This window comes from Rhizobium sp. LEGMi-198b, assembly GCF_054114205.1.
The window spans coordinates 72,606-98,259 of the sequence record NZ_JBSYVH010000003.1 but is presented as its reverse complement, the minus strand read 5'-3'; the positions used below and the strand labels follow the sequence as shown (position 1 = coordinate 98,259).

At 59.4% G+C, this 25,654-nt stretch carries 20 protein-coding genes; 15 read left to right on the top strand and 5 right to left on the bottom strand.

The features are described 5' to 3' along the window. The first annotated feature begins 20 nt into the window (after nt 1-20). The 5 genes from ACXHXG_RS13385 (at nt 21) to ACXHXG_RS13365 (ending at nt 7,240) form a co-directional block, all read left to right on the top strand. The gene (locus tag ACXHXG_RS13385; RefSeq protein WP_457899568.1) at nt 21-2,168 is read left to right on the top strand and encodes a N,N-dimethylformamidase beta subunit family domain-containing protein; all 2,148 of its coding nucleotides are present in this window, start codon (nt 21-23) and stop codon (nt 2,166-2,168) included. A 121-nt stretch (nt 2,169-2,289) separates the two neighbouring features. Continuing rightward, entirely contained in the window at nt 2,290-3,672 is a 1,383-nt protein-coding gene (locus ACXHXG_RS13380; RefSeq protein WP_457899567.1) for an aspartate aminotransferase family protein, read from the top strand. Nucleotides 3,673-3,735: 63 nt separating this feature from the next. Next, on the top strand, nt 3,736-4,488 hold the full coding sequence (locus ACXHXG_RS13375; protein ID WP_260304652.1) for an amino acid ABC transporter ATP-binding protein: 753 nt from the start codon (nt 3,736-3,738) through the stop codon (nt 4,486-4,488). 25 nt (nt 4,489-4,513) lie between these two features. Further along, complete coding sequence (gene betC, locus ACXHXG_RS13370) at nt 4,514-6,061, top strand: choline-sulfatase (protein ID WP_457899566.1); 1,548 nt, start codon at nt 4,514-4,516, stop codon at nt 6,059-6,061. Between the two features lie 144 nt (nt 6,062-6,205). Then, nucleotides 6,206-7,240, top strand: coding sequence for a proline racemase family protein (locus tag ACXHXG_RS13365; RefSeq protein WP_457899565.1), 1,035 nt, complete (start codon nt 6,206-6,208; stop codon nt 7,238-7,240). Nucleotides 7,241-7,318: 78 nt separating this feature from the next. On the opposite strand, the gene ACXHXG_RS13360 is transcribed toward ACXHXG_RS13365, so the two are convergent. Further along, complete coding sequence (locus tag ACXHXG_RS13360; protein ID WP_457899564.1) at nt 7,319-7,969, bottom strand: TetR/AcrR family transcriptional regulator; 651 nt, start codon at nt 7,967-7,969, stop codon at nt 7,319-7,321. Between the two features lie 378 nt (nt 7,970-8,347). On the opposite strand from ACXHXG_RS13360, the gene ACXHXG_RS13355 reads away from it, so the two are divergent. The 6 genes from ACXHXG_RS13355 to ACXHXG_RS13330 all read left to right on the top strand — a co-directional run bounded on the left by ACXHXG_RS13355 (nt 8,348) and on the right by ACXHXG_RS13330 (nt 16,914). After that, the gene (locus tag ACXHXG_RS13355) at nt 8,348-10,420 is read left to right on the top strand and encodes a hydantoinase/oxoprolinase family protein (RefSeq protein WP_457899563.1); all 2,073 of its coding nucleotides are present in this window, start codon (nt 8,348-8,350) and stop codon (nt 10,418-10,420) included. 22 nt (nt 10,421-10,442) lie between these two features. Beyond that, nucleotides 10,443-12,173 carry a hydantoinase B/oxoprolinase family protein gene (locus ACXHXG_RS13350; protein WP_457899562.1) on the top strand — a complete coding sequence of 577 codons (1,731 nt, stop codon included), beginning with the start codon at nt 10,443-10,445 and terminating at the stop codon, nt 12,171-12,173. Next, a complete protein-coding gene (locus ACXHXG_RS13345; protein WP_260304658.1) occupies nt 12,173-13,045 on the top strand; it encodes a sugar phosphate isomerase/epimerase family protein in 873 nt (290 codons plus the stop codon). The genes ACXHXG_RS13350 and ACXHXG_RS13345 overlap by 1 nt, the downstream gene beginning before the upstream one ends. Beyond that, the gene (locus ACXHXG_RS13340; protein ID WP_104826090.1) at nt 13,042-14,448 is read left to right on the top strand and encodes a glycerate kinase type-2 family protein; all 1,407 of its coding nucleotides are present in this window, start codon (nt 13,042-13,044) and stop codon (nt 14,446-14,448) included. The genes ACXHXG_RS13345 and ACXHXG_RS13340 overlap by 4 nt, the downstream gene beginning before the upstream one ends. 1 nt (nt 14,449) lies before the next feature. Beyond that, a complete protein-coding gene (gene eno, locus ACXHXG_RS13335) occupies nt 14,450-15,724 on the top strand; it encodes a phosphopyruvate hydratase (protein WP_457899561.1) in 1,275 nt (424 codons plus the stop codon). Nucleotides 15,725-15,792: 68 nt separating this feature from the next. Then, entirely contained in the window at nt 15,793-16,914 is a 1,122-nt protein-coding gene (locus ACXHXG_RS13330) for a tyramine oxidase subunit B (RefSeq protein WP_457899560.1), read from the top strand. Nucleotides 16,915-17,007: 93 nt separating this feature from the next. Here ACXHXG_RS13330 and ACXHXG_RS13325 read toward each other — a convergent pair whose 3' ends face one another. Together ACXHXG_RS13325 and ACXHXG_RS13320 are read right to left on the bottom strand one after the other, a co-directional pair. Further along, on the bottom strand, nt 17,008-18,246 hold the full coding sequence (locus ACXHXG_RS13325; RefSeq protein ID WP_457899559.1) for an NAD(P)/FAD-dependent oxidoreductase: 1,239 nt from the start codon (nt 18,244-18,246) through the stop codon (nt 17,008-17,010). 13 nt (nt 18,247-18,259) lie between these two features. Further along, nucleotides 18,260-18,466, bottom strand: a complete 207-nt coding sequence (locus tag ACXHXG_RS13320) for a tautomerase family protein (protein ID WP_285168859.1) — start codon at nt 18,464-18,466, stop codon at nt 18,260-18,262. A 140-nt stretch (nt 18,467-18,606) separates the two neighbouring features. On the opposite strand from ACXHXG_RS13320, the gene ACXHXG_RS13315 reads away from it, so the two are divergent. Further along, nucleotides 18,607-19,458: a shikimate dehydrogenase family protein gene (locus ACXHXG_RS13315; protein ID WP_457899558.1), complete on the top strand. Its 852-nt coding sequence runs from the start codon at nt 18,607-18,609 to the stop codon at nt 19,456-19,458. A 20-nt stretch (nt 19,459-19,478) separates the two neighbouring features. Here ACXHXG_RS13315 and ACXHXG_RS13310 read toward each other — a convergent pair whose 3' ends face one another. Both ACXHXG_RS13310 and lhpI read right to left on the bottom strand, forming a co-directional pair. After that, entirely contained in the window at nt 19,479-20,216 is a 738-nt protein-coding gene (locus tag ACXHXG_RS13310) for a GntR family transcriptional regulator (RefSeq protein WP_104826095.1), read from the bottom strand. A 185-nt stretch (nt 20,217-20,401) separates the two neighbouring features. Continuing rightward, the gene (lhpI, locus tag ACXHXG_RS13305) at nt 20,402-22,120 is read right to left on the bottom strand and encodes a cis-3-hydroxy-L-proline dehydratase (protein ID WP_457899557.1); all 1,719 of its coding nucleotides are present in this window, start codon (nt 22,118-22,120) and stop codon (nt 20,402-20,404) included. A gap of 274 nt (nt 22,121-22,394) precedes the next feature. Between lhpI and dapA the strand changes: the two genes are divergently transcribed. The 3 genes from dapA to ACXHXG_RS13290 all read left to right on the top strand — a co-directional run bounded on the left by dapA (nt 22,395) and on the right by ACXHXG_RS13290 (nt 25,646). Further along, the gene (gene dapA, locus ACXHXG_RS13300) at nt 22,395-23,273 is read left to right on the top strand and encodes a 4-hydroxy-tetrahydrodipicolinate synthase (protein WP_457899556.1); all 879 of its coding nucleotides are present in this window, start codon (nt 22,395-22,397) and stop codon (nt 23,271-23,273) included. A 63-nt stretch (nt 23,274-23,336) separates the two neighbouring features. Further along, nucleotides 23,337-24,371, top strand: a complete 1,035-nt coding sequence (locus tag ACXHXG_RS13295) for a proline racemase family protein (protein WP_457899555.1) — start codon at nt 23,337-23,339, stop codon at nt 24,369-24,371. A 27-nt stretch (nt 24,372-24,398) separates the two neighbouring features. Further along, nucleotides 24,399-25,646 (top strand): NAD(P)/FAD-dependent oxidoreductase, encoded by a 1,248-nt coding sequence (locus ACXHXG_RS13290; protein WP_457899554.1) that lies wholly within the window; start codon nt 24,399-24,401, stop codon nt 25,644-25,646. Nucleotides 25,647-25,654 lie beyond the last annotated feature (8 nt).

Below are 25,654 nucleotides of genomic sequence, written 5' to 3'. Positions count from 1 at the left end.
AGGAGCATGGAGCACGCGCGATGCTGATCGGCTATACGGACAGATATTCGGCGCGGGCTGGCGATACCATTGAGGTCAAGGTTTCGAGCAGCTTCCGCTGCGATTATCGGGCCGATCTGGTCCGCCTCTATTCGGCGGATCCGAACCCAAAAGGGCCGGGCATGGATGCACGTCCTGTACCCGCAGCCTTCGAGGGAACATATCCCTCCGTTGAGAAATCCGCTTACCCGGGCTCCTACGCCCTGATACCGCTTGCCGGGCTGGACGATATTCGCGGCGCCACGGTCTCGATCCGGTTCCAGCCGCGGCTGGAGAAGGATCGCCCGCAAACGATGCTTTCGCTGAAGGCCGCCAATGGTCGAGCGGTTTCCGTCAGCATCGAAGCGGATGGTCCGACCGTCGATTTCGACGGCACTGTTACACCCGTCGCCTGTCGGCTCGAACTCGGCGTCTGGTATGAATTACGGCTCGGTTTGACGGCTGCCGACGTCAGGCTGGCCTTTTATGTGGTCGCCACGGGAGAGCGGATTGCTCATGCCTCTGTGGCCCGGCCCGACAATGACGGGATATTCGCCGAGCTGTCGCTCGCGGCCCGGAGGAGAGGGGATGACGCCTCCTTTATGGCGCACTTCTTCAATGGGCGGCTCGAAAACCCTGCGATCACCCGTGGTCTTCATTTGCCGGACGCCCTCGGGCCGCTTCCGGCGGATGACGGCGCGGTCCTCGCCTCCTGGGATTTCGCGCAGGGCATCCCCACCGACACGATCCGGGATCGGGGGCCGAAATCGCTCGACGGCAAGCTGGTAAATCTGCCCGCCCGTGCAGTGCGAGGATCGCGGTGGACCGGCGCGGAGATGTGCTGGCGGCATGCGCCGGACGAATATGCCGCCATTCATTTCCATGAAGACGACCTGCATGATTGCGGCTGGGAAACAGATTTCCGCTTCGATATTCCCTCTGATCTCCAAAGCGGCGTCTACGGGATAAGGCTCCGCTGCGAAGGGGCTGAAGACATCATTCCGTTTTTTGTCCGTCCCGCTGCTGGCGGCAAAAATGCGAAGATCGCCGTTCTCTTTTCTACATTCACCTACCAAGCCTATTGCAACTATCCGAGGACGAATTACGGCCCGGCCTATATCGCTCGGCGCGAGGCCTGGGGCGGCTATCCGCATCATCCGGCCCAATTTCCCCAGTTCGGGCGTTCGCTCTATGACGTGCATCCCGACGATAGTGGGGTGATGTTCAGTTCAGCCCTGCGGCCACAGCTTTTGATGCGGCCCGGCTTCTTCGCCTATCTGGACGACAAAGGATCGGGGCTGCGGCATTTTCCGGCCGATATGCACCTCATTGCGTGGTGCGCGGCAAAAGACATCGCGGTCGACGTGGTGACGGATCACGATCTCGACGCGGAGGGCGTCGCAGCACTGGCCGGTTACGATCTGGTGCTGACGGTGAGCCATCCGGAATACCATACCGGCCGCTCGCTCGACGCGATCCAGGATTTCATCCGGGATGGCGGCAATTTCGGCTATCTCGGCGGCAACGGCTTCTATTGGCGCGTCGCAACGAGCGCGGCGTTTCCCGGCGCGATCGAAATGCGCCGCTGCGAAAGCGGCGTCAGAATGTGGCAAGCCGAGACCGGAGAATTTTACCATGCCTTCGACGGGCACTATGGCGGCCTCTGGCTGAAGAACGACCGGCCGCCCCAGAGGCTCGTCGGCATCGGAATGTCGGCACAGGGTCCGTTCGACGCCTCGTACTATCGCCGCACCGCTGCCTCGCGCACTCCGAACTTCGCCTGGCTGTTCGAGGGCATCGAGGAGGAGATTATCGGCGACTTCGGTTTTTCCGGCGGCGGCGCGGCGGGCTTCGAACTGGACTGCGTTGATCCCTCCCTCGGCACACCGGTCGAAACCGTCGTGCTCGCATCGTCCGAGGGACACTCGGCCGAATATAGTTGTGTGCCGGAAAGGATCTGGAACCCGGACGTCCATACGCGCGAATGGCAAGCGGAGCAGATCAGAGCAGATCTTTGTTTCCTGCCGATGAAAGGGGGAAACTTCGTGTTTTCAACCGGGTCGATCATGTTCTGCGGAAGCCTGCCCGCGAACGGATACGACAACAACGTCTCGCGGCTTCTGGAGAATCTCGTGCGACGTTGCGTGTAGCCAGTTTCGAGGCGTGATCCGCCTCGTATTCGTCGGCACGATGCCGACGGCCGTTTGACGAACCGCCGGTCTCACCCCGTACTCGTCCGAAGCCGCTCGAAAGTTCGGCAAAAATGAGGATATGATGAGCCTTTCAAATTCGATCAAGGACAAGGACCTCGCGTCCCACCTGCATCCGTTCACCAATCTGGCCCGCCATCAGGACGTCGGGCCTTTCGTGATCGAGCGGGGCGAAGGCATCTACGTGTTCGACGATCAGGGGCGCAGATACATCGAAGCCATGTCGGGGCTTTGGAGTGCCGGTCTGGGATTTGGCGAGAAGCGGCTGGTTCATGCTGCGACACGGCAATTGGAGAAATTGCCCTACTACCACAGCTTCACACACAAGGCGCATGCGCCTGCCATCGAACTGGCGTCAAAGCTTGCGGAGCTTGCCCCGGGCAATCTCAACCATGTCCATTTCACCAATTCCGGCTCCGAAGCGAACGACACCGTCGTCAAGATGGTCTGGTACATCAACAATGCTCTCGGGCGGCCCCAGAAAAAGAAATTCCTGGCGCGCCAGCATGGCTATCACGGATCGACGGTGGCCTCCGCGAGCCTGACGGGCCTACCGGCAAGCCACCGGGATTTCGATCTCCCTGCGATACCCGTTCGGCATCTCACCGCGCCTTACTTTTATCGCTTCGGGCTTCCCGGCGAAACCGAAATGGAGTTCTCCGCGCGGTTGGCGCGGCAACTCGAGGATACGATCCTCGCCGAGGGGCCGGAGACGATCGCCGCTTTCATCGGCGAACCTCTGATCGCTGCCGGTGGGGTCATTCCCGCACCGGCAGGTTATTGGAGCTACGTCCAAGACCTCTGCCGGCGTTACGACATCCTCCTCGTCGCTGATGAGATTATCACGGCTTTCGGTCGCCTCGGAACCATGTTCGGTTCGGAATATTATGGCTTCCAGCCGGATATAATGGTGCTGTCCAAACAATTGACGTCCTCCTACCAGCCACTGGCGGCAATCGTAATCTCCGATGCGCTGAACGAGGTGCTTGTCGAAAACAGCGGCAAGATTGGCACTTTCGCCCACGGCTTCACGACGACGGGACATCCCGTCGCCACGGCGGTCGCGCTGGAAAATATTGCCATCATCGAGGAGCGCGGCCTTGTCGCCCATGCGCGCGATCTCGGCGAGCGGCTGCAGGCCGGGTTACGGCAATTCTCCTCTCACCCGTTGGTAGGGGATGTTCGCGGAGCCGGCCTTGTCAGCGGTGTCGAGCTGGTCGCCGACAAGCACACAAAGGCAGCTTTTGAGCGCCGCGGCGATCTCGGCGCTTACGTTTTCCGACGTGCCCACGAGCACGGGCTGATCATTAGAAGCATCTACGACACCATCGCTTTCTGTCCGCCGCTGATCACGACGGACGAACAGCTCGATGTGCTTCTGGACGCCTTTTCGAGAACGCTCGACGCCGCCGCAAAGTGGGTCGAGACGGAAGGGCTGAAGTGACGAACCGAAATCATGGAGCTGGCGACTCCACACCTCGCCATCAAGCAGAGAAAGGGAGCAAATATGAACAGCAAGCAGCCGTCGACGGCCGTTGAGGTCGTCAATCTTGGGAAATCCTATGGAAGCTACCAAGTGCTTTTCGATGTGAACCTCAAAGTGGCGAGGGGGGAGAAGATCGTCATCTGCGGGCCTTCCGGTTCCGGCAAGTCGACCTTGATCCGGTGCTTGAACAAGCTGGAGGATCATCAGTCCGGTACCATCCGTGTTCTCGGCACCGAATTGAACGACGATATCGAGAACATCAATGAGATCCGCCGCGAGGTCGGCATGGTCTTCCAGCACTTCAACCTGTTTCCCCACCTGACTGTGCTCGAGAACTGCATCCTTGCACCCATGCTGGTCCGCAAGCAGGACCGCAAGACGGCGGAAGCGCAGGCGATGACCTATCTCGAGCGGGTCAAGATTCCGCAAAAGGCCGGCGCCTATCCGGGCGAATTGTCCGGTGGCCAGCAGCAACGTGTCGCGATTGCGCGGGCGCTCTGCATGAAGCCGGAGATCATGTTGTTCGATGAGCCGACATCGGCACTCGATCCTGAGATGATTTCCGAAGTGCTCGACGTGATGGCCGAACTCGCCCAAGGCGGCATGACCATGCTGTGCGTCACGCACGAAATGGGCTTTGCCCGCAAGGTCGCGGACCGCGTGGTCTTCATGGATAAGGGCAGCATCGTCGAAGAGGCGTCGCCCTCCGAGTTCTTCGACAATCCGAAGCACGAGCGTTCGAAAGCCTTTCTCAGCCAGATTCTGGGGCATTGAGGAGATACGAAGGAGCGCAGCCAGCATGAAACCGAACATCCTCCTGGTGATGTGCGATCAATTGACGGCGATCGCGCTCTCCACCTATGGCAATACCGTCTGCAGGACGCCCAACCTTGACGCGCTTGCCGCGCAGGGCTCGGTGTTCGAGAACGCCTATTGCAACTATCCGCTTTGTGCGCCTTCGCGTTTTGCGCTGATGAGCGGAAGGCTACCATCGCGGATCGGTGCATACGATAATGCCGCCGAGTTCCCCGCCGCGGTTCCGACCATTGCGCATTACCTGCGCGACGCCGGCTACTACACCTGCATTTCGGGGAAGATGCATTTCGTTGGGCCAGACCAGCATCACGGCTATGAAGACCGCCTGACCACGGAAATCTATCCCGCCGATTTCAGTTGGGTGCCGCCAAAAACCTACGACGAGCTTGAGGACGAGGAGACGGTCGCGAAGGGTAAGGTGCCGTTCGGGGTTTCCAGCGTCGAAACCATTGCCGACGCGGCGCCGCTCGCGCGCTCACAGCAGATCGACTACGATGACGAGGTGGCGCGGCGGGCCACCCAACATATTTACGACTGGCGGCGATATGGCGATGGCCGTCCGCTGTTCATGACGGTTTCCTTTACCCAGCCGCACGACCCCTATGTCATCACGAGGGAATTCTGGGACCTCTATTCGGACGAGGCTATCGATCTGCCGCGAACGCCGAAGATCGCGCTGGAGGATATGGACCCCCACAGCCGATCCCTTTACTTCCACTACAGCCTCGACAAATTCGATGTGACGGACGAGGTCTATCGCCGGGCGCGGCGGGGCTACTACGGCATGATCAGCTATGTCGACCGCAAGCTCGGCGAGCTGCGTCAGACGCTTGATGATGCCGGCATGGCCGACGACACCGTGATCATCTTCACGTCCGACCATGGCGATATGATCGGCGAGCGTGGGCTTTGGTTCAAGAAGAACCTGTTCGAACCGGCGATCCGGGTGCCCCTGATCATCTTCCGTCCGGGCGCCAAACAGCTTTCGCGGATCTCGGCGCCAGTGTCGCTGATCGATCTTCTGCCGACATTCGTGGACATCGCGACTGGCTCGACCGAGGCCATCATCACCGAACATGAGGGAAGCAGCCTGCTGCCGTTGCTCGACCGGGACCAGCCGGGTCGCATCGCCATGGCCGAACATATCGATGGCGGCACGAAAGCGCCGCGCGTCATGCTGAGGCGCGGGGCGCAGAAGATTGTCGTGTCCGAAGCCTATCCGACGCAGTTCTATGACTTGTCTGTCGATCCCTGCGAAATGCGCAATCTGGCGGACGAGCCTTCAAGGCAAGCCGATGTTGCCCCGCTCATGGACATAGTCCGACAGACATGGGACCTCGGCCGCTTGCGCGAGGACGTCATGCGTAGCCAACGCGTCCGTCAGTTCGTGAACCAGGCGATGCAGAAGGGCAAAGCGCGGGAATGGGAGCATTATCCGGAGCCCATCCGGGAACACACCAAATTCGTTCGCACGGGCGAACGCTTCCCCGATGTCGAGCGGCGCTCTTATTTGCCCTATGGCGACTACTGACATGTTCGCCGAGCCCATGAACTCGACCAGTTGCTCGGCGCTTGCCGTTTCGGAACCGCGCGGCTTGTGGGACCGCATGCGCCAGCACCAGCCCGACCATACCAAAAGGGGCGGACGACGTTCGCCCACAGCAGAGAGGCAGAAATGAAATTTGATCGGAAACTTGAACTCCTCCTGGTTCATTGCCAGGGGGAGATTGGAAATGTCCTGGTCGCGGGCGCGCCGGATATTCCCGGGGCGACCATGCTCGATAAAATGAATTACATCAACACGGTGGATGACAGCCTTCGCCGTTTCGTGACATTCGAGCCCCGCGCCAATGTCGCAATGACGGTCAATCTTCTCTTCCCGCCAACCCGTCCGGACGCCGATGCCGGCTTTATCGTGCTCCAGGCCGATCGCGCCCATCCGATGTCGGGGAGCAACAGCATATGTGTCGTCACCGCGCTTCTTGAAAGCGGTCGTGTGTCGATGGTGGAGCCGGAGACCATTGTCAGGCTCGACACGCCCGCGGGGCTCATCACCGCAAGAGCAAGGTGCGAGAAGGGCCGATGCGTGTCGGTCAGCATCGATAATGTCCCGAGCTTTGCCGAAAAGCTGGATCAGGAAATCGACACGCCGAAATGGGGGCGTATCAAAGTCGATATTTCGTTTGGGGGCGTCTATTACGGCCTGGTCGATGTGGAGCAGATCGGCTTGACCATTGCGCCCGAAAACGCGCGCGCACTAGCGGAGGCCGGTATCGAGCTCAAGGCATTGTTGGCCGAGCAGGTGAGTGTCAAGCATCCGACGCTGCCAGGGATCGATGAGATCGCCTACGTCATGTTCCGCAGTCGTGAGCCGGACGGCGCAATTCGTACATGCACAACGCTCAAGCCGGGCCGCGTCGACCGATCGCCCTGCGGCACGGGCAGTTCTGCCAACCTCGCAACCCTGCACGCTCGTGGACTGGTTTCCGTTGGTGAGACGCGGATTTCCCGCTCGATCATCGGCGGTGAATTCCGTGTCGAAGCGATCGGCGAGACAGAGATTGGCGGGAAGAAGGCCGTCGTGCCGCGGATTTCCGGGCAGGGTTTCGTCTATGGGAGCCAGATTCTACGCCTGTCCGAAGACGATCCTATTGCGAAGGGGTTCGCGCTTTCCGACACATGGGGGCCTCAAGTCGGCCTGCTGGGCTGAGCCCGCTCGTCAGATCCATCCGTGCGCCGGATATTTCCGTCTACCGACGGGAGTATCCGGCGTGTTGTTTCGGACGCGCTATTTTCGAAGGTAGGAAAGCACCATTTCAACCGCCTGCTCACGCTGACGCGCAATGGTCTGGTCACTGCTTAGGTCTTCCTCGAGCACGATCGAGAGCGTGTGGATGTTCGAGAAGTAAAAATAACCCAGCGCCGAGATCGAAATATAGAGATGCTTCAGATCAATGTTCGACCGAAACAGCCCCTTATCCTGTCCCTTGCGAATGATCTCGTCCAGTTTGTTTAGCAATGGGGTATAGAGCGACTTGATGCTCACCGCCTGCTTCAGGAAGCGCGCGTTTTGCACATTCTCATGGGTCAGCATGCGCACGATCCGGGGATTCTTGGCGAAGGTGTCAAATGTCGACTCGGTAAGCCTTCGCATCGACTCGATCGGATCGAGATCATCGAGCTCGATTTCGTGCTGTGACGCCCTGAGCTTCTCGTAGGTGTCCGAGAGGCTGGCGATATAAAGCTCTTCCTTGCTGTTGAAATACTTATAGATCAGGCTCTTGTTGGTTTGCGATTGCTCTGCGATCGCATCGATGCGGGCGCCATCAAAGCCGCGCTCCGTGAACTCGTCGATGGCAGTATCGATAATTCGCTGCCTGGTCACGAGTGGATTGCGGATTCTCTTTTTCTTGGGCGCTTCGTTTGCTGGCATGTGCATTCTGATATCCGCTCGATATTCTGACTGGCCCGAACTGAACAATCGCCGTTGCGTACTCGTTCACACCTGCCGCGGGGCAAGGACCTTTCGTAGCCCAAAGAGACCCACTTCGCAAATCGCATAAATCCGCGTTCCCGCGCCGACGGAGCGGGGCAATCAAGCCATTGATATTGATGAGCAATTTTCTGCGTCAACCCCGCAATTGGCCATTGACTGGCCTCTTAAAACGGGCTAGCTGTCTCCTTAATAAACTAAATAGTTCTATAGCGAATGGCGATCGGCCAGTCAATCGGTAGCAGCGGCACGGCTGCTGGCGAACGACCTCGCATGTCCAATCGCTCCCAATCGCCTCAAGGCGCGAGAACGCAGGAGACAGCAATGAACAATGCACGCATAGGCGTGGACATCGGCGGTACCTTCACCGACTTGGTTCTTTTCGGTGATGGCGGAGAGACCTTTTTCACCAAAGTGCCGTCGACCCCTGCAAAACCCGAGGAAGCGGTTCTGACAGGCATCCGCCAGATTGCCGCGTCGGCGGGATTGAACGTCGACAGGGTCGTGGAGGTCGTCCACGGCACCACGGTCGGTTCGAACACGCTTCTGCAGAAGGTCGGTGCCAAGACCGGGTTGATCACCACCAAGGGCTTTCGGGACGTCCTGGAGATCGGCCGCGTCCGCACACCGACCATGTTCGACCTGAGCTGGGAGAAGGCCGTTCCGCTGATCGCCCGCCGCTATCGCATGGAGGTCGATGAGCGCTCGACCGCAGACGGACGCATCTTAAAGCCGCTCAACGAGAGCGAGATTATCGAAATCGGTCGGTTCTTCGAAAGTGAAGGCGTCGAATCCGTCGCGATCTGCTTCATCAATTCCTACCGCAATCCCGAGAACGAGACCCGGGCGCTGGAGATCATGCGCGCCAATTTCCCCGATATGTGGGTCACGGCTTCGGTCTCCGTTCTGCCCGAAATTCGCGAATATGAGCGGACCTCCACGACGGCGGTAAACGCCTATGTTCTGCCGTCGCTGCGGGCCTATTTCGAACGGCTCGAGAATGGCCTTCGTGAAATCGGCGTATCCGCTCCGCTCCTGATCAGCAATTCGAATGGCGGCCTTTCGAGCGCGAAAATGGCGCAGGAAAAGCCCGTTTTCTTCATTTCCTCCGGCCGCTCCGCCGGCGTGGTCGGCGCCGGCCGGCTGGGCGAGGTGATGGCCGAAAAGGATCTCGTCGTCTTCGATATGGGGGGAACGACAGCCTCGGCATCGCTCATTCATAAAGGCGAGCTCTCGCGGGCCAATGAATACGAGTTTCGCGCCGGCATTTCGACGCCCAGCCGCTTTATCAAGGCAGGCGGCTATCTGATGCGCGTCCCGACGGTGGATGTCGCCGAAGTCGGCAGCGGCGCAGGCTCCATCGCCCGCATCGACGAGGGCGGACTGCTGCATGTGGGGCCGATCTCGGCCGGCGCCGACCCCGGGCCGGTTTGCTATGGAATTGGCGGAACCGCGGCCACGGTCACGGATGCGAATGTGGTCCTCGGTTTCCTGCCCCCGGCATTGGCCGGCGGTACGATGAAGCTTGACGTCGATGGCGCTCGGGCCGCGATCAAGCGTGATCTCGCCGACCCTCTGAAGCTTTCCGTCGAAGACGCCGCGTTTGGCATTCGCGAAGTCGTGAATATCAACATGGCTCGTACGATCAAGGCGGTCACGGTCGAACGTGGTGTCGATCCGCGTGATTTTGCAATCCTGGCCTTTGGCGGCTCCGGTCCGGTTCACGCCTGCGATCTTGCGAGGACCCTCGGCATCTCCCGCGTGATTTTTCCGAAGTCGCCGGGCGTCTTCACCGCGACGGGCATGCTGGCCGCCAAGGTCGAACGCTATTTCCTGCGCAGTCTCAACGGCATGCTGGACCAGTTGCCGGTTGCGCGGGTCAACGAACTCCTCCGGGACATGCGCGCCGAAGCGATCACCTCCCTCAGGGAGGAGGGCTACAGCGAAGCTCAGGTCGAGTGCGGCTTCGAGGCCGACCTCCGTTTCAAAGGCCAGGATTTCGAACTGCCGATCGCCTTGCCGGAAACCGTTACGGATGCGCATCGCGATTCGCTTCGGGCTGCGTTCCGGGATGCCTATAGGGCGATCTATGGCTATGCGTCCGATGACGGCGTGGAAATCGTCAACATCCGTCTCAATGCGAGCGGCAACACCGGCAATCGCCTGACCTTCAAGCCACATGCGCCGGATGACGCCGTAGCTGAAGTGGCGACTCGCAGGATCTACTTTTCGCGGACCGATGGCTGGATCGACACGCCGATCTATCAGCGCAGCACTTTCAAAGGCGGCGTCAGCGGCCCGCTCATCATCCAGAGCCCAGACACAACCATCGTCATCCCGCCGCGCGCGAAAGCCGATCTCGATGCGTTCGGCAATGTCGTAGCAACGCTCTCTTGAGTCCCTCAGAAGGAACCGCTTCATGGCTCAGAAACACAACGATCCCATCACTTTTGCCGTCATCAAGAACGCGCTCGATACGATTGTCGACGACATGGCCTTTGCCGTGATGCGCACGGCACGCTCGCCGATCGTGCGCGACGTTCTCGATTATTCCGTCACGCTTTGCGACCGCCAAGGCCGCATCCTGTCGCAAGCCAAGACCGTTGCGCTTCACCTCGGTGCCGTGCCGGATGCCATGGCGGTTATCATGGCGCGCTACGCCGACGATATGGCGCCGGGCGACATGATCATCTTCAACGATCCCTATGAAGGCGGAATGCATCTGCCTGACATCTTCATGATCAGGCCGATCTTTCACCGGGATACGCTGCGGGGCTTCTCGGTCGTGATCGCGCATCACTGCGATGTCGGCGGACGCGTGCCCGGATCCAACGCCGCCGACTCCACAGAGATCTTCCAGGAGGGGCTCCGGATAGCCCCTATGAAGCTCTACGATAAGGGCGTTCTCAACGATACGCTCATGCGTATCATTACCAAGAATGTGCGCCTGCCCGAGCTCGTTCTCGGCGACCTCGAAGCACAATTTGCGACTTGCAACCTCGGTGAACGCGAGCTTCTGCGTCTAATCGAGCGTTACGGCGCCGACGAGCTCGATGGCTATTTCGACGATCTGATCGATTATGGCGAGCAGCTTACAAGGGCGGCAATCCGGGCATGGCCGGATGGGGATTATTTCTTCGAGGACTTCATCGACGGTGACGGGTTCTCGACCGATGCTATCCCGATAAGGGTGAAGCTGACGGTGAGTGGCGATCATCTGAACGTCGATTTCGCCGGCTCCTCTCCCCAGGTCAAGGGGGCGATCAATTCGACGCTCTCCTTCGTCAAATCGGCGACCTATCTTTCGGTCCGCTGCGCGCTCGACGAGGAAGTGCCCAACAATGCAGGCGTCTACCGTTGCATCACGATTTCGGCGCCGGAGGGATCCATTCTCAATCCCTTGATGCCGGCTGCGGTGGCGGCCCGTGCTCTCACGGGATATCGCGTCGTTGATACCGTCCTCGGTGCTCTCTCGCAAATCGCGCCGCGCAAGATCATGGCCGCCGGCGAAGGCGGCAACACGGTGCTGGCTTTCGGCGGCTGGGACAAGACGACGCGCGAACCCTTCGTTCTGGTCGACATGATCAACGGCGCCTGGGGCGGCCGTTGGAACAAGGATGGCGTCGAGGGCGTGACCAACCCCTCGCAGAACATGTCGAACCTGCCGGTCGAAACACTCGAAGTCCGCTATCCCATGATGATGGACGAATACAGCCTGCGCCCGAATTCCTGCGGAGCAGGAGAGTATCGCGGCGGTCTCGGTCTTATTCGGCAATATCGCCTTCTGGCCGAGGAAGCGGTCCTGCAGATCCGCGCCGACCGCCACGATCATCCGCCCTATGGCCTGTTCGGCGGCAAACCGGCGGCGCCGTGTGTCAATATCCTCGATCCCGAGGGCGAGAATACCAGGCTGCCGGCAAAGATCACCCGGACGATCGGACGCAACGTGGTGGTTCGGCACGAACAGGCCGGCGGTGGCGGTTATGGCAATCCACTTAAGCGATCGCTCGATCTCATCCGCGACGACCTCTGGAATGGGAAGATTACCCCCGCTTTCGCAGCGGAGCATCACGGCGTCGTTTTCGCCGCCGACGGTATCACCATCGACATAACGGCGACGCAGGTGCGCCGAGCCGGGGAGGCTGCGTGATGACGCAATACGATCTTACCCGCTTCGCCATCAATCAGATCACCACACCGAAATGGTCGATGCCTCAGGCGATCGAGGGCTATTCCCGCCATGGCGTAAGCGGAATTGCGGTCTGGCGCAATTTTTTGGATGACTATGGCGTCGAGGCGACCGTCAAACATCTCCGCGACGCGGGGATGTGGGTTGCGTCGCTATGCACCAGCGCCTGGGTCAACGAAAGTGACCCGGCCCTCTACAGGAAGACGATCGAGGAAAACCGCCGTATCATCGACCAGGCGGCCGCTATTGGCGCGCCCTGTGTCGTCATGGTCATGGGCGGTCTTCCCAAGGGCGACAAGGATCTTGGCGCGCAGCGCCGCCGCATCCACGATGCACTTGCCGAGCTGGCGCCCTATGCTGCGTCCTCGGGCGTTAAGCTCGGACTTGAGCCGTTGCATCCGATGTATTGCGGCGACCGCAGCGCCATGAATCTCATCACCGATGTGAATGACATGATCGACGAGTTCGGCACCGATGCCACCAGCCTCGTCGCGGATGTCTATCACTGCTGGTGGGATCCGGCATTCGAACGCGAACTGCGGCGCGCCGGGAAAGACCGGATCAACACGTTCCATCTCTGCGATTGGCTGGTGCCGACGAGAAATCTGCGCGACCGCGGCATGGTCGGCGATGGCGTCATCGACATCCCGCGCATCCGTGGCTGGCTCGATGACATCGGCTATGAGGGACCCTTCGAGCTGGAGATCTTCTCCGAACTCGACTGGTGGCAGCGCGACCCGGACGAGACCGTTCGGATCGCGGTCGAGCGTTGCGGTCCGTTTGTGGGGCCGCTCGTCCGCAATGGCTCAATCAAGTCGGGTTCCGCACAATGAAGAAAATACGCAATTCAGAGGAAATCCTGTCGCAAGGCGACATAGCCTCCAGACGAGTCGTGATCGAGATAGCCGACCGCACGCTTGACAGGCTGGACAGCTATCGGCGGATCAGAAGCATCATGCGCATGGAAGGCAGCGTCCTTCAAATCGGCACCCGGTCATGGGACTTGTCCCGGAAGCGCAACGTCTACCTCTTCGGTGCCGGCAAGGCCTGCAATCATATGGCGATGGCGGTCGATCATGTGCTGGGCGATTATCTAACGCGCGGCATCGCCATCGTGAAGATCCACGAGGAAACGGATCGGTTCAACAAAACCGAGGTGTTTGTCGGAGGCCATCCTCTGCCGAATGAGGAAGGACACCGGGCATCGAGGAAGATTATCGAGATCGTCGATCAGGCTGGCCCCGACGATCTCTTCATCGCTGTGATCAGCGGTGGCAGCTCGGCGCTCATGTCTTGCCCGATCGAGGGCATCTCCCTGCAGGACGAGATCGATACCACCGATGTTCTTCTGAAATCCGGCGCGGGAATTTACGAAATCAATGCGGTCCGCCGTCATATCTCGGCGCTGAACGGTGGAATGCTGGCAAAGCGTATTCAGGATGTCGGCGCCGAACTCATCGGTTTCGGCATTAGCGACGCCGTCGGTTCCCCGGCCACGGGCGACATTGCTGTCCCCTATGCCGCCTACAAGAGCACGCCGATCGGCCCCGATGCGACGACCCTGGACGATGCGCGCGCCACCATTGTCAACTTCGATGTGGCGGATCGCCTGCCCAAAAGCGTCGTCGATTACTTGATGAATGCAGGCCCCGAAAAGGAAACGCCCAAAGTATTCCCCGACAACACCTACTTCCTGCTCAACACGCTGCCGGATTCCTGCATCTACGCCAAGGAAGTCTGCGAAGAGATGGGCATTCCGGCGATCATCGTATCGTCCTTCCTCGAAGGCGAAAGTCGCGATGCCGGCACCTTCTTTGCCTCGATGGCGCGCGAGATCCAGACCTATGGCAATCCGGTCAAAGCGCCCTGTGTGCTTCTCAGCTCGGGCGAAGTGACGACGCAGATCCTGGATAATAGCGTGATCAGGGGGCACGGCGGCCCCGGCCAGGAAATGGCTGTGAGTTTTGCCATTACCGCTGCCAAGACCAAAGGCGCCTGCCTGCTGTCGATTGACAGCGAAGGCACCGACGGCACCGCCAAAGTCGCCGGCGGCATCACCGATTCCACCAGCTTCCGGAGCGCGGCAGACAAGGGGATCAGCCTCTATCAAGCGCTGCGCGAGCACAGCTGCTTCGAGGCGCTCAACGCCGTCGGCTCGACGGTCTTCACCGGCAATACGGGCACCAATCTGTGCGACCTGAATATCGTCTACGTTCCTGAACTGAAGGGTGCGTAAGATGGAAGACAGGATCACATCCATCCGGGCACAGCAGATCATCGACTGCAAATGCCGCCCTGCCGTCGAGGTGGAGATACACACCGAAAGCGGGGCAATCGGCCGGGGCGCTGCGCCGACCGGTACTTCCGTGGGCATGTATGAAGCATTTGTCCTGCGCGACGGCGACCCCAGGACCTACAAGGGACTGAGCGTCCATAAGGCGGTCGACAATGCGGTGAACCTCATCGGTCCCGCGCTGATCGGAATGAACGTATTCGACCAGCGCGCCATCGATGAGAAGATGATCGCGCTCGATGGTACTCCGGACAAGAGGAATCTCGGCGGCAATACCATTTACTCGGTGTCCATCGCCGCTTTCCGTGCGGCGGCCGATGCGCGCCGGATACCGCTTTACGATCACATTGCCGGCAGCGGGATCAAGACCGTGCCTGTGCCCTGTTTCAACGTGATCAATGGCGGGCGGTACGATGGGTTCACTCAGGCGTTCAACGAATTCCTGATCGTCCCCTATGGCACTGACAGCGTCGACTATTCGATCGAAATGGCAGTGAGCGTTTTCGAGAAGCTTGCCGACATATTGAAGGATCATCTGGGGCATAAGCCGCAGGTAGCGAGCTCCTACGGCTATGCGGCACCCTCGGACGACCCTGAGGTGGTGCTCGGGCTTATGCAGAAGGCCATCGACCAATGCGGACTGGCCGGCCGGATCGCCTTCGCGCTCGATTGTGCCTCAAGCGAGATGTTCGACCGGGAAACCGGCACTTACCTCCTGAAAGGCAAGCGGGTTTCATCGGACGATCTGATTGCGTATGCGAAGTCGCTGACCGAGAAATTCAACCTGGTTTTCATCGAGGACCTGCTCGATGAAAATGATTGGGCGGGCTACAGCAAGGCTGTTCGGGCATTGGACCGCACCATCGTCCTGGGTGATGACCTGACGGTGACCAACCTGGCGCTGCTTCGACGGGCTCATGAGACGCGGGCCGTGGACGGTTTTGTCCTCAAGCCAAATCAGGTCGGCACGGTCACGGAAGCAATGGATGCTTACCGCTTCGCCGAGGAGCACGGGATGATCGCCGTGCCGTCCGGACGCTCCGGCGGAGTGGTCGATGATGTCGTGATGGATTTCTCCGTCGGCCTGCAGGTCCCATTCCAGAAGAACGGTGCGCCCCGCTCGGGCGAGCGCATTGAAAAGCTGAACTTCCTGATGCGCGCAAATGCGAGAAGCCCCGGCTGCAGCCTCTACGACATATCGCCACTTCTCAAATTCTGACGCGGCGTTCGCGCCCGCGGCAGCAAACTGCATGAAATGCTCAACGCCTCTCAGAAAAGGTTGCCCCAATGTATCCTAAGATCGACTTTCTCTATCTTTCAGAGCCGGACATGATCGCCGCCGGCGTGCTTGACGCCGAACGTTGCGTGACCGTCTGCGAAGAGACCTTCAGCCTGCTTGGCGAGGGTGACTATCTGATGGGCGGCGCCAATCACAATAATCACGGCATGAACATCGTTTTCCCGAAGGAGACGAAGTTTCCGAATATGCCGGTCGCAGGGCCGGACCGCCGTTTCGCCGCGATGCCCGGCTACCTCGGTGGACGCTTCGATGTATGCGGCAACAAATGGTATGGCTCCAACCACGCCAACGCCGAAAAGGGATTGCCGCGTTCCATCCTGACGATGATGATCAATGATAAGGATACCGGCGCGCCGCTGGCGCTGCTGTCGGCGAATCTTCTGAGCGCGGCGCGCACGGGCGCCGTGCCTGGCGTGGCGGCGAAGCACCTTGCTAACGCCGATGCGAAGATCGTGTCGGTCGTCGGCTGTGGTCCGATCAACAAGGCCTGTTTCACGGCGATCATGACTCAGCTCAAGGCGGTCGAGAAGGTTGTCTGCTTCGACCTCTTCCTGGACAAGGCAAACGAGTTTGCCCGCTGGGCCGAAGGAAAATACGGCGTCACAGCCGTTGGCGTGGACGAAACCGAGGCCGGTTTTCGCGACGCCGATGTGATCACCGTCGCCGCCTCGCGCCTGAAGCCGCTTCATTTCAAGGACGAATGGATCAAGGACGGCGCAACCATTCTCGTGTCAGGCCCGGTCAATACCGACGAATCCTTCCTCACCGGATGCAAGATCGTCTACGACCATACGCCGTTACAAGAGGCCTATGTCGAGGATGCAATCGCGTCGGGCAACAAGGATGCCTATTACAGCGGCGTCATCGGCGGCCCGTTTTATCGGCTGATCGATGCTGGCAAACTGCCTCCGCTGAAAGAGTCGACCGGCCTTGGCGATGTCGTCAACCGCAAGAAGCCGGGTCGTGAGAGCGCGACCGAGCGGGTGATTTTTATCGCCTGCGGTATGGCGGTTTTCGACATTAGCTGGGGCTTCGAAATGTATCAGAGCGCCAAGGAAAAAGGCATCGGCCAATCGCTCAATCTCTGGGACAAACCAAGCCTGTCTTGATGAAGACGCGCCGGCCGCGACAGACCGTCGTGGCCGGCTTTTCAGGCATGCATCATGTCTGATCGAGTTCCCATGAGATTGTTGCGCTCGGCGTCAGAAGCGGGTGGAACGATAGGGGGACAGATCCAACCCCGGAGTTCGGCCGGCGATGAGATCGGATACGATCCTGCCGGTCGTTGCGCCAAGGGTCATTCCCACCTGTCCGTGGCCGAATGCCAGAACGACGTTGTCATGGTTTGGCGCGCGGTCGATAACGGGCAGAGTGTCGGGCATGAATGGCCTCGGCCCCATCCATTGTTGTCCACCCGAGATGTCGAGCCCCGGCAAAATACCGACAGCCTTGCGCGCAATGATGTTGGCGCGCTCGAAGTTCGGACGCGGATCGACGCCGGCAACCTCTATGGTTCCTCCAATTCGCAAACCGCTTTCCATCGGCGTCAGCACGAAGCCGCCATTGGCGTAAAGCACGGCGCGGTTAAGCGTTACCCCCGGGTTCGGCAGGTGATGGTGATATCCCTGAAGCGCCGCAATGGGTACCTTGATGCGCAGATTGCGCGCGAGCTTGCCGCTCCAGGCGCCGGCACAGATTGCCAGACGGCGAACCTGCAGCCTTTCTCCACCTGCGAGATGAACGGCCACTGCCTTTTTGCCATCCGTCTCGATGCGCTCGACGGAGGCAGTACGAAGCTTTCCGCCACGCGAGACGTAGAACTTGGTAAGCCGCTGTTGCACCAGCCCTGGATCGGAGAACTGCAACCACCCTTCCAGCAGCACCCCGCATGAAATCGGGCCGTCGAGAGCCGGTTCGAGTGATCGCAATTCCTCACCTGTGAGGAACCTGTGATTGAAGCCATGCTGCCGACGAAGGTCCCACGAAAACTGATCGGCTTCGTAATCGGCCTTGGAGTTGAAGGCCATGATGTTCTCTGCCGGCACAAGATTGTCGGATATGCCGACTTGCGCAAACAATGCCTTATAGTCGTCCTCGGCCCGGTGCGTCAGAGGCGCCATCGCTTTGGCAATCTCAAGAACTCGCTTTCGCCGTCCGGACCAAAGGAAACGCAGCAGCCAGGGCATCTGCGTAATCATCTCCCTTGGGCGCACGAATAGCGGGCTTTCCGGATCGAGCAGCCATTTCGGTATTTTGGTGATGACCCCGGGCTTGGAAATGGGAACCACCTCTCCCACGGCAAGAAGGCCGCAATTGCCGTAGCTTGCGCCTTCGGTTGCAATTCCACGATCGACGAGTTCGACCGAAAAACCCTCATTTTGCAAAGCAATGGCCGTACATATGCCTATGATACCACCGCCAATGATCGTCACATCGCTCACGGGCTATGCCTCTTCAACTTGCTTTGGAGGCTGCCGCATGGGGAGTTGATATGACGCCGCCGACCGCCCAGTTGCCTCTATCGACTTCACTGAAAACGATCTGCACGTCCTTGATCCCGCAGCCCGCGATCCGAGCGAGTTCCTTCGTGAAAACCTCGGCAATTTCATTCTTTTGCTGCTGGCTACGGCCACTTAACATTTCGACTCTGACGACGGGCATGGGGATCTCCGGTTTTTCTCTTTGCAGGTAGTCGAACGGCTCTCATCAAACCGCTTCCGCTTCCGCTGGCACTTGTCCAGGACCGCGCTTGACTGCTGAAAAAGATATTGCATATCTAATGTCGACATTCCATAGGCAATATGCAAGGATTTGAAAATTGCGCATCACACAGGATGCTCAAATCTGCAGAAAGGCTTGCGCGCATGATTTCCGGAAAGACGAAGATTTTCTATATGCTGGCGGATCCGATCGGACACGTCAGGACGCCCGAGGTGATCAATCCGGTCTTCGCTGCGCGGGGCATCGATGCTGTGATGGTGCCAATTCACTATACGCCAGAGGATTTCGTGCTCGGCTGGTCGGCGATGAAGCGGACAAAGAATCTGGGCGGAATCGTCGTCAGCGTACCGCTAAAAGAGCAGGCGCTTGAGCTTGCTGACGAAGCCGATGATGTTGCCAGCGAGCTGGGGGCCGCCAACGTGATCAGGAGAACCGACGACGGCCGGATGATCGCGACAAATTTGGATGGGCGAGGCTTCCTTCGCGGCGTGCTGAATGAAGGGGTTGATGCCCGCGATCGAAGAGTATTGTTGGTCGGGGCCGGTGGTGCCGGGAAAGCGATTGCATTCAGTCTGGCAAAAACCGGTTGCCGTTCCCTTCGGGTAAGCGACGTCGATGGCGCGCGCGCTCAGGCGCTGGTCCACGAGATCAGCAGGCGTTATCCCGATTTCGATGTCACCGCCTCGGGCAACCATCTCGCTGATATCGATTTGCTGATCAACGCCACGCCATGCGGCCTATATCCGGACAAGGACCCGTTGCCGGTCGACGTCTCAGAACTGCGGCCGGACATCATGGTCGCCGACATCATTATGAAGCCGCGCGAAACGCCGCTGCTGAAAGCCGCCCAAGCGGCCGGTTGCGAAATCCGCTATGGCGCAGGCATGCTCGACTCGCAGATTGACCTGATGGTCAGCTATTTTGGATATTAGAAACGCATCGGAGCGGCGGTCTATTTCCCATAATCGAGAGAGAGCTTGGCCGTCAGATTCTGGTTCAGGAACTCCATGAACCGGCCTCTGAACTGAACGGCATGCAAATGCGCCTGATGTTCCGCGGCGTCGGCATTTTGTTCCTCGATGGCGGCAACCATCGCCGTATGCCCTTCCGCCAGCTCTTCGACGGAGAGGTTCGGATCCAGCGATTGATATTTGAAATGAAAGAACAAGAGGCGTCGCCCCTCTTGCAGGAGGCGGCGATATGAATCGGCGAAGTAGGAGTTTCTGCAGGCGTAGGCAATGGACATATGAAATTCGAAGTTCTTCTCGATCATTCCGATGCAATCACCGGAGATCAACGCCTTCTGGGCCTCGACCTCGTAGTTTTTCTGGGCGGCACGGATCTTTGTGAAGTCCGCACTCGTGCGATGTAGTGCTGCAAGGCGCGTCACCACGCGCTGCAAAAGATCCAGGGCATCCAGGAATTCCGGCATTTTGTCGAATTCCATCGGCGTTACGATCGTGCTGCGGTTCGGCAGAATTTGAACCAGTCCTTCGCCTGAAAGCCGGACCAAGGCTTCCCGAATGGGCGATCGCGACAGGTCGAAGCGCTCGCTGAGACTTATCTCATCCAGAGGAGCGCCAGGAGCGATATGAACGCGCAGGATATCATCGCGGAGCTTTTGGTAGACACGAGAGCTGCCCGTCTCCTTGGGCGTTTCGGCTTTTTGATCGGTGCGCTGTTCTCGCATCCTGTACTCCTAAATCGCTGCCTCGCGTTTCGCGGTGGTCACCTGTTGTCAATGACCTGACTCTGCGCCGCACGCAACGTTTTTTGCCTGCTGAAGCAGGCCGAGTTATTTGTCGACATTAAAACTACAATTCTTGCGGTCAACAGGTTTCGGCATTGGAACAGGAAAACAAGCCGAAACTTTTGTCAGACCGACAGCCAAACGGGAAGGGCGGGATCGACATAACCCTTGCATGCGGCATCCACACACCGCTCCAAGCTTCCGAAATGGAAGCCCTTGTTGACCACGGCCGGGCCGTAGTGGGCATATTTTCCCGAGTTCGTCAGGATATTTCTGACTTCACGCGCCACAACAGGTTCGCCGATCAGACACCAGCAGGTATCATTCATGAACTTGCCGCCGAAGTCGGAGATTGTCTTCACATAACCTGCAGCCTTTGCCTTTTCGAACACGTCGCGTCCGCAGGTGATGATGAGACTGACGCCGTCAGCCTTTTTTCTGCCGGCGCATAGTTTGGAAAGTCGCTCGCATTCCGTCAGCGAAAAGTGGGGATTGCCGAGGGAAACGAGGTCCACGTCTGGTGTGACGGCGTTGTTCAACTCGTGCCAGGTTTCCGTCAATTCCTCGACACTGACGATATGGCTTCTGCAATCGGAAGCTCCCGTTGCTTCCTCGACAGTCCCGGCTTCCGGAGTAATGCTTACGATATGGAACATCGCCGCCGCGGAGGTGGTCGCAAAAGCTGCGCCGAACGCCTTGAGGTCATCACGCGAAATCGCCAGGTCTTCCAGCCCGCAAATCACAGGTATGTCGTTCGTAGCAATCTTTCCGATATGGTATCCCAGCGCAGGGTAATAGGAATCGTCCGGTTCGAGCGGCCGTGGGACATCGATCCTGAGCGTCGCAAGGCGCTTGGATTCCACATGGCAGTCGGCGTTCGGCGCGCGTCCCGTGATGGCGACCAGAATGTCGAGGTAGTCGGGATATTTCATCGTCCGCGCGCCCAGGACGGAATTTGCGAAGGCGACCGCGTTTGACTCCGCCCACGCGATCTGCTGGCCGAATACCGGCGCGCCGTCGAGCAGATAGGGAGCGCAGGTGTAGGTCGGCTTGACGCCCATCTTCACATAGGTTTCCGCCAGCTCGTCAGATGGGAGGCCCATTTTGTCGTCGACTCCGAGGTGTTTCCATTGGCGGCGGTCGACGCAAAGGGCGTTCATAGACGAAGGCACCCTGACACGACCTCCCAAATCGAGGAGCCTTTTGGCGAATTCCAACCCTGCCGGGCCGTGATAGAAACATCCGTCGATATGCGCCATGTCGATATCGATGAGGCTGTTGGCACCTTCGAGCTGGGCGGTGCGTATGATGATCCGCATCGCGACCTTTCCAGCCTCCCCATACGCCCCGGCAAGGAAATGGCGATCGTTTTCCGTGAGATCGAAGCCATCTAGGTCGAGGTGTGGCAAGTCATCCCCGCCGGACACCGAAGATGGTGGAGTATCGAGGACCTCGACTGAACCGTGCCGCACGACCGCGTGGGAGGCGCTTGCCAGCGACGCGAAATCCTCGGGTTTGAGGCAAACAACTGGAATCCCCTTGTCGAAAAGCTCCTTGGCTATGATGACGCCAAGGGTGAGGATCGTCTCCCTGTGCTGGAAAATGAGGGCTTTCGGGGCGTGCCCGTTCATCAGGAGCTCGAATATCGCAAGGCTCCCGGCGCATGATCCCCGTCCGCTGGGAATGGCCAGTACCTTTCCGCATACGCTTTTGCCATTAAGGGGATGATGGGTGTCGATGACCTCTCCCGTTTTCGGGTTCACCCCTCCCATGAAGCTAAGGCCGATATTCGCGAACAGAACCTCGCCAGCTTGCGCCCCCTGCACGAGACATTCTCCCAACATCCTGCACCTTCCTTCCCTGTTTTCTCGGTCGGACGCTTCTTGTCGTAGTCCATCACCGCAGACGCGTTGGATAGCGTTCGGCATGTTAATTTTTATGCTTGACTTTGTCGACATCAAGACGACATAAATATTCAGTCGACATCGAGACGACAGAATTCAGCCGCCCGCTGGTCCGTAAGATCCGATGTCTTCGGCCGCTTCCTGTCGAGTACGACACCGCGCCGGGAGCGCGTACTAGTCGCACGTGCCCAATTATTGAAACCGGAGACACCCAATGAAACTTTCAGGCGTCATGCCCGCTCTCGTCACGCCGTTCGACAAGAACAACAGGATCGACTTCAAGGCCTTCGAGAAGCTTCTCGCCCATTTGCGCGAAGCGGGGGTGACCGGTTGGGTTCCGAATGGCTCGACCGGGGAATATTTCAGCCAGTCCAACGAAGAGCGGCGCGATGTTCTGAAGTTCGTCCGCGATTTTGCCAAGCTAGGTGAAATCCTGATTGCCGGGACCAATGCGCCTGCCACCCGCGAGGTGATCGAGCAGACGGCGATGGCCAAGGATATCGGCTACGACACTGTCCTGCTCGCACCGCCCTTCTACACCCGCCCGACCCAGGAAGAGCTCATCAAGCATTACGAAACGGTGCTCGATGCGGTCGATGTCAATCTGGTCCTCTACAGCTATCCGGCAAAGGACGGTTCCGACATCAGCTTCGAACTGATGGACCATTTCGCTGACAATCCGCGCGTCATTGGCATCAAGGAAAGCTCCGGCGTGCTGCAGCGCGCCGTCGACATCGCCAGCCGCTACGAGGGCAAGATCCAGCTCGTCAGCGGCTCGGACGACATTGCGCTCGACTTTATGTTCTGGGGCGCCGAATCCTGGATTTGCGGCCCGTCCAACTGCATGGCCAAGGCATGCTGCGATCTCGACCGCACCTATAAGGCGGGAGACATCGGCAAGGCCCGCGAGATGATGAAGACGCTCTACCGCGCCATGAACATCCTCGAGTCAGGCAAGTTCGTCCAGAAGATCAAATATGGCTGCGAATTGCAGGGCATGCCCGTCGGCGAATGCCGCGCGCCGCTCGGCCCGCTCACCGATGCCGAGAAGGCGGAATTCAGGGCGGCGATGCAACCGATCCTGAATTGGTAACCGACGTTGCGGAGTGGCGTGCCGCCGCTCCGCGATTTCATTGGTATTCGGGGGAGATTTGAGATGCGCTTCAAGAAAGTCCTGTCCGTGGTCGATTGCCATGCCGAGGGCGAAAGCGGCAAAGTCATCGTCGGCGGAGTCGGCCAGGTGCCGGGCAAGACGATGTTCGACAAGAAGCTCCATCTCGAAGCCCAGATGGACGACATCCGCAAGATGGTCCTGTTCGAACCGCGCGGCGCCGTCTGGCACAACGCCAACATCGTCCTGCCGTCGAACCACCCGGATGCGGATATGGGCTACGTCATCCTCGAGACTACCGAGTACCCTGCCATGTCCGGGTCGAATACGATGTGCGTGGCGACGGTTCTTCTGGAAACGGGGATCCTGCCGATGCAAGAACCCGTCACCAATCTGACATTGGAGTCGCCGGCCGGTCTGATCCGCGTTCGGTGCGAATGCTCGGACGGTAAGGTGACGAGCGTCCGCCTCGTGAACCAGCCGGCGTTCTGCTACCACATCGACCGTTACATCGAGGTCGCCGGGCTCGGCAGCGTGCGCGTCGACATCGTCTATGGCGGGATGACCTACACCATGGTCGATGCCGCCGATCTCGGCTTTGCGATCGATCCATCCGAAGCGCGCGATCTCTGCGAAGTTGGCCAGAAGCTGAAGTTCGCGGCCGCCGAACAGCTCGCCGTCGAGCATCCCGAAAACCCCGCCATTCCGGGGATCACCAATACCGAATTCATGGGGCCGTTGCGGCGCGAGAACGGGCAACTCGTCTCAAGAAATTGCGTCGTCGTTTCGCCGGGCCGCTGCGACCGCTCGCCCTGCGGCACGGGCTCGTCCGCAAGGCTCGCATTGCTGCATGCCAAGGGTCTTATGAAGGAGGGAGAAACCCTCATCCATGAATCGATCACGGGCAGCAGATTTATCTGCACCATCGACGGACTGGCGAAAGTCGGCCGTTACGATGCCGTCGTTCCCGCCATCGCAGGACAGGCTTGGATCACCGGCTTATACCAGATGGGCATGGATCCGACGGACCCCTATCAGCAGGGTTTCACGGTGGCTGACACCTGGATGACCACCGTCTGAGAAAGCCTCCCGGAGAGAGTTGAGAATATGAAGTCGGAACGGAACCTTGTGGTGGTCGGAGCGGGTATCATCGGCGTTGCCATCGCCTATGAGCTTCAGCGCCGCGGCAAGTCAGTGATCATTGTCGACCGGGACGAGCCGGGCCGGGGCGCTTCGTTCGGCAACATGGCCTCCATCGCCGTCACCGAGTTCATGCCCGCGTCGCGCCCCGCCATCTGGAAACAGATGCCGAAATGGCTGCTCGATCCGGAAGGGCCGGTGAGGGTACGGCCGTCCTACATGCCGAAACTCACGCCTTGGTTCGCGCGCTTCCTGGCCGCGAGCAGGCGATCCAAGCTGAGGCAGCTCGAAGGGCAGGGAGCCGCACTATGCAAGCGTGTCTACGAGGATTTGCTTCCGCTCCTTCGAGACACGGGCCTGTCTGACATGCTGTCGGAGGAAGGGTGCCTCGCGCTCTACGCCAACGATGCCGAACTTGCCACCGACCGCGATCATATCGAAATTCTCGAACGCTTCGGTTTTGTGCACAGGCATCTCGGGCGCGATGATGTCCGCGCGCTGGAGCCGGAGATCAGTGATCGGATCACTAGGGCAGTCCTGTTCCCCGACAATCGCTCCATTCGCGATCCTTACAAGCTGGTGGTCGGCATATTCGACAAGTTCAAGGAACTTGGCGGGAAATTCATCAAGGGCGACGTCGCTGGATTCGACCGTTCGGCTTCGGGTGTGGATGCCGTCAGGCTCGGAGATGGCCGTGCCATCGGCACGGACCAGCTCGCGCTCTGCGCCGGAGCCTTCACGGCGCGCATATCGAAACAGTTCGGAGAGCCGATCCCGCTTGAGACCGAGCGCGGATACCATACGCAAATCATGTCCCCCGGACTTGGTCTTCGTCATTCGATCATCTGGCCTGCAAAAGCCTTCATGGTGACCCCGACCGCCGGTGGCCTGCGTGTCGGCGGGACCGTCGAGATGGCAGGGCTGGATGCTTTGCCGGACTACCAGCGTGCCAAAGTACTGGTTAAGCGCGCTCGCGAAGCTCTCCCCGGCCTGAAAGTGGGAGGCACCAGTGAGTGGATGGGACATCGTCCCGCGCTGCCCGACACGGTTCCGATCATTGGTCGCTCTGCCAAGATCACCAACCTCCTCTACGCCACCGGCCACGGGCATCTTGGCTTGACCTATGCGGCGACCACGGCCCGCATCATCGGCGATCTTGCCACGGGCACGCCGCCGCCGCTCGACATCAGGCCTTATCGCGTCGACCGCTTCTGACACGTTCA

Bases quoted from the DNA above. Each gene is read 5' to 3' on its own strand.
- ACXHXG_RS13360 (WP_457899564.1), bottom strand. From the start codon at position 7,969: ATGCACATGCCAGCAAACGAAGCGCCCAAGAAAAAGAGAATCCGCAAT.
- ACXHXG_RS13295 (WP_457899555.1), top strand. From the start codon at position 23,337: ATGCGCTTCAAGAAAGTCCTGTCCGTGGTCGATTGCCATGCCGAGGGC.
- dapA (WP_457899556.1), top strand. From the start codon at position 22,395: ATGAAACTTTCAGGCGTCATGCCCGCTCTCGTCACGCCGTTCGACAAG.
- ACXHXG_RS13330 (WP_457899560.1), top strand. From the start codon at position 15,793: ATGTATCCTAAGATCGACTTTCTCTATCTTTCAGAGCCGGACATGATC.
- ACXHXG_RS13315 (WP_457899558.1), top strand. From the start codon at position 18,607: ATGCAAGGATTTGAAAATTGCGCATCACACAGGATGCTCAAATCTGCA.
- ACXHXG_RS13355 (WP_457899563.1), top strand. From the start codon at position 8,348: ATGAACAATGCACGCATAGGCGTGGACATCGGCGGTACCTTCACCGAC.
- lhpI (WP_457899557.1), bottom strand. From the start codon at position 22,120: ATGTTGGGAGAATGTCTCGTGCAGGGGGCGCAAGCTGGCGAGGTTCTG.
- betC (WP_457899566.1), top strand. From the start codon at position 4,514: ATGAAACCGAACATCCTCCTGGTGATGTGCGATCAATTGACGGCGATC.
- ACXHXG_RS13320 (WP_285168859.1), bottom strand. From the start codon at position 18,466: ATGCCCGTCGTCAGAGTCGAAATGTTAAGTGGCCGTAGCCAGCAGCAA.
- ACXHXG_RS13375 (WP_260304652.1), top strand. From the start codon at position 3,736: ATGAACAGCAAGCAGCCGTCGACGGCCGTTGAGGTCGTCAATCTTGGG.
- ACXHXG_RS13340 (WP_104826090.1), top strand. From the start codon at position 13,042: ATGAAGAAAATACGCAATTCAGAGGAAATCCTGTCGCAAGGCGACATA.
- ACXHXG_RS13385 (WP_457899568.1), top strand. From the start codon at position 21: ATGCTGATCGGCTATACGGACAGATATTCGGCGCGGGCTGGCGATACC.
- ACXHXG_RS13310 (WP_104826095.1), bottom strand. From the start codon at position 20,216: ATGCGAGAACAGCGCACCGATCAAAAAGCCGAAACGCCCAAGGAGACG.
- ACXHXG_RS13350 (WP_457899562.1), top strand. From the start codon at position 10,443: ATGGCTCAGAAACACAACGATCCCATCACTTTTGCCGTCATCAAGAAC.
- ACXHXG_RS13345 (WP_260304658.1), top strand. From the start codon at position 12,173: ATGACGCAATACGATCTTACCCGCTTCGCCATCAATCAGATCACCACA.
- ACXHXG_RS13365 (WP_457899565.1), top strand. From the start codon at position 6,206: ATGAAATTTGATCGGAAACTTGAACTCCTCCTGGTTCATTGCCAGGGG.
- ACXHXG_RS13380 (WP_457899567.1), top strand. From the start codon at position 2,290: ATGATGAGCCTTTCAAATTCGATCAAGGACAAGGACCTCGCGTCCCAC.
- ACXHXG_RS13290 (WP_457899554.1), top strand. From the start codon at position 24,399: ATGAAGTCGGAACGGAACCTTGTGGTGGTCGGAGCGGGTATCATCGGC.
- eno (WP_457899561.1), top strand. From the start codon at position 14,450: ATGGAAGACAGGATCACATCCATCCGGGCACAGCAGATCATCGACTGC.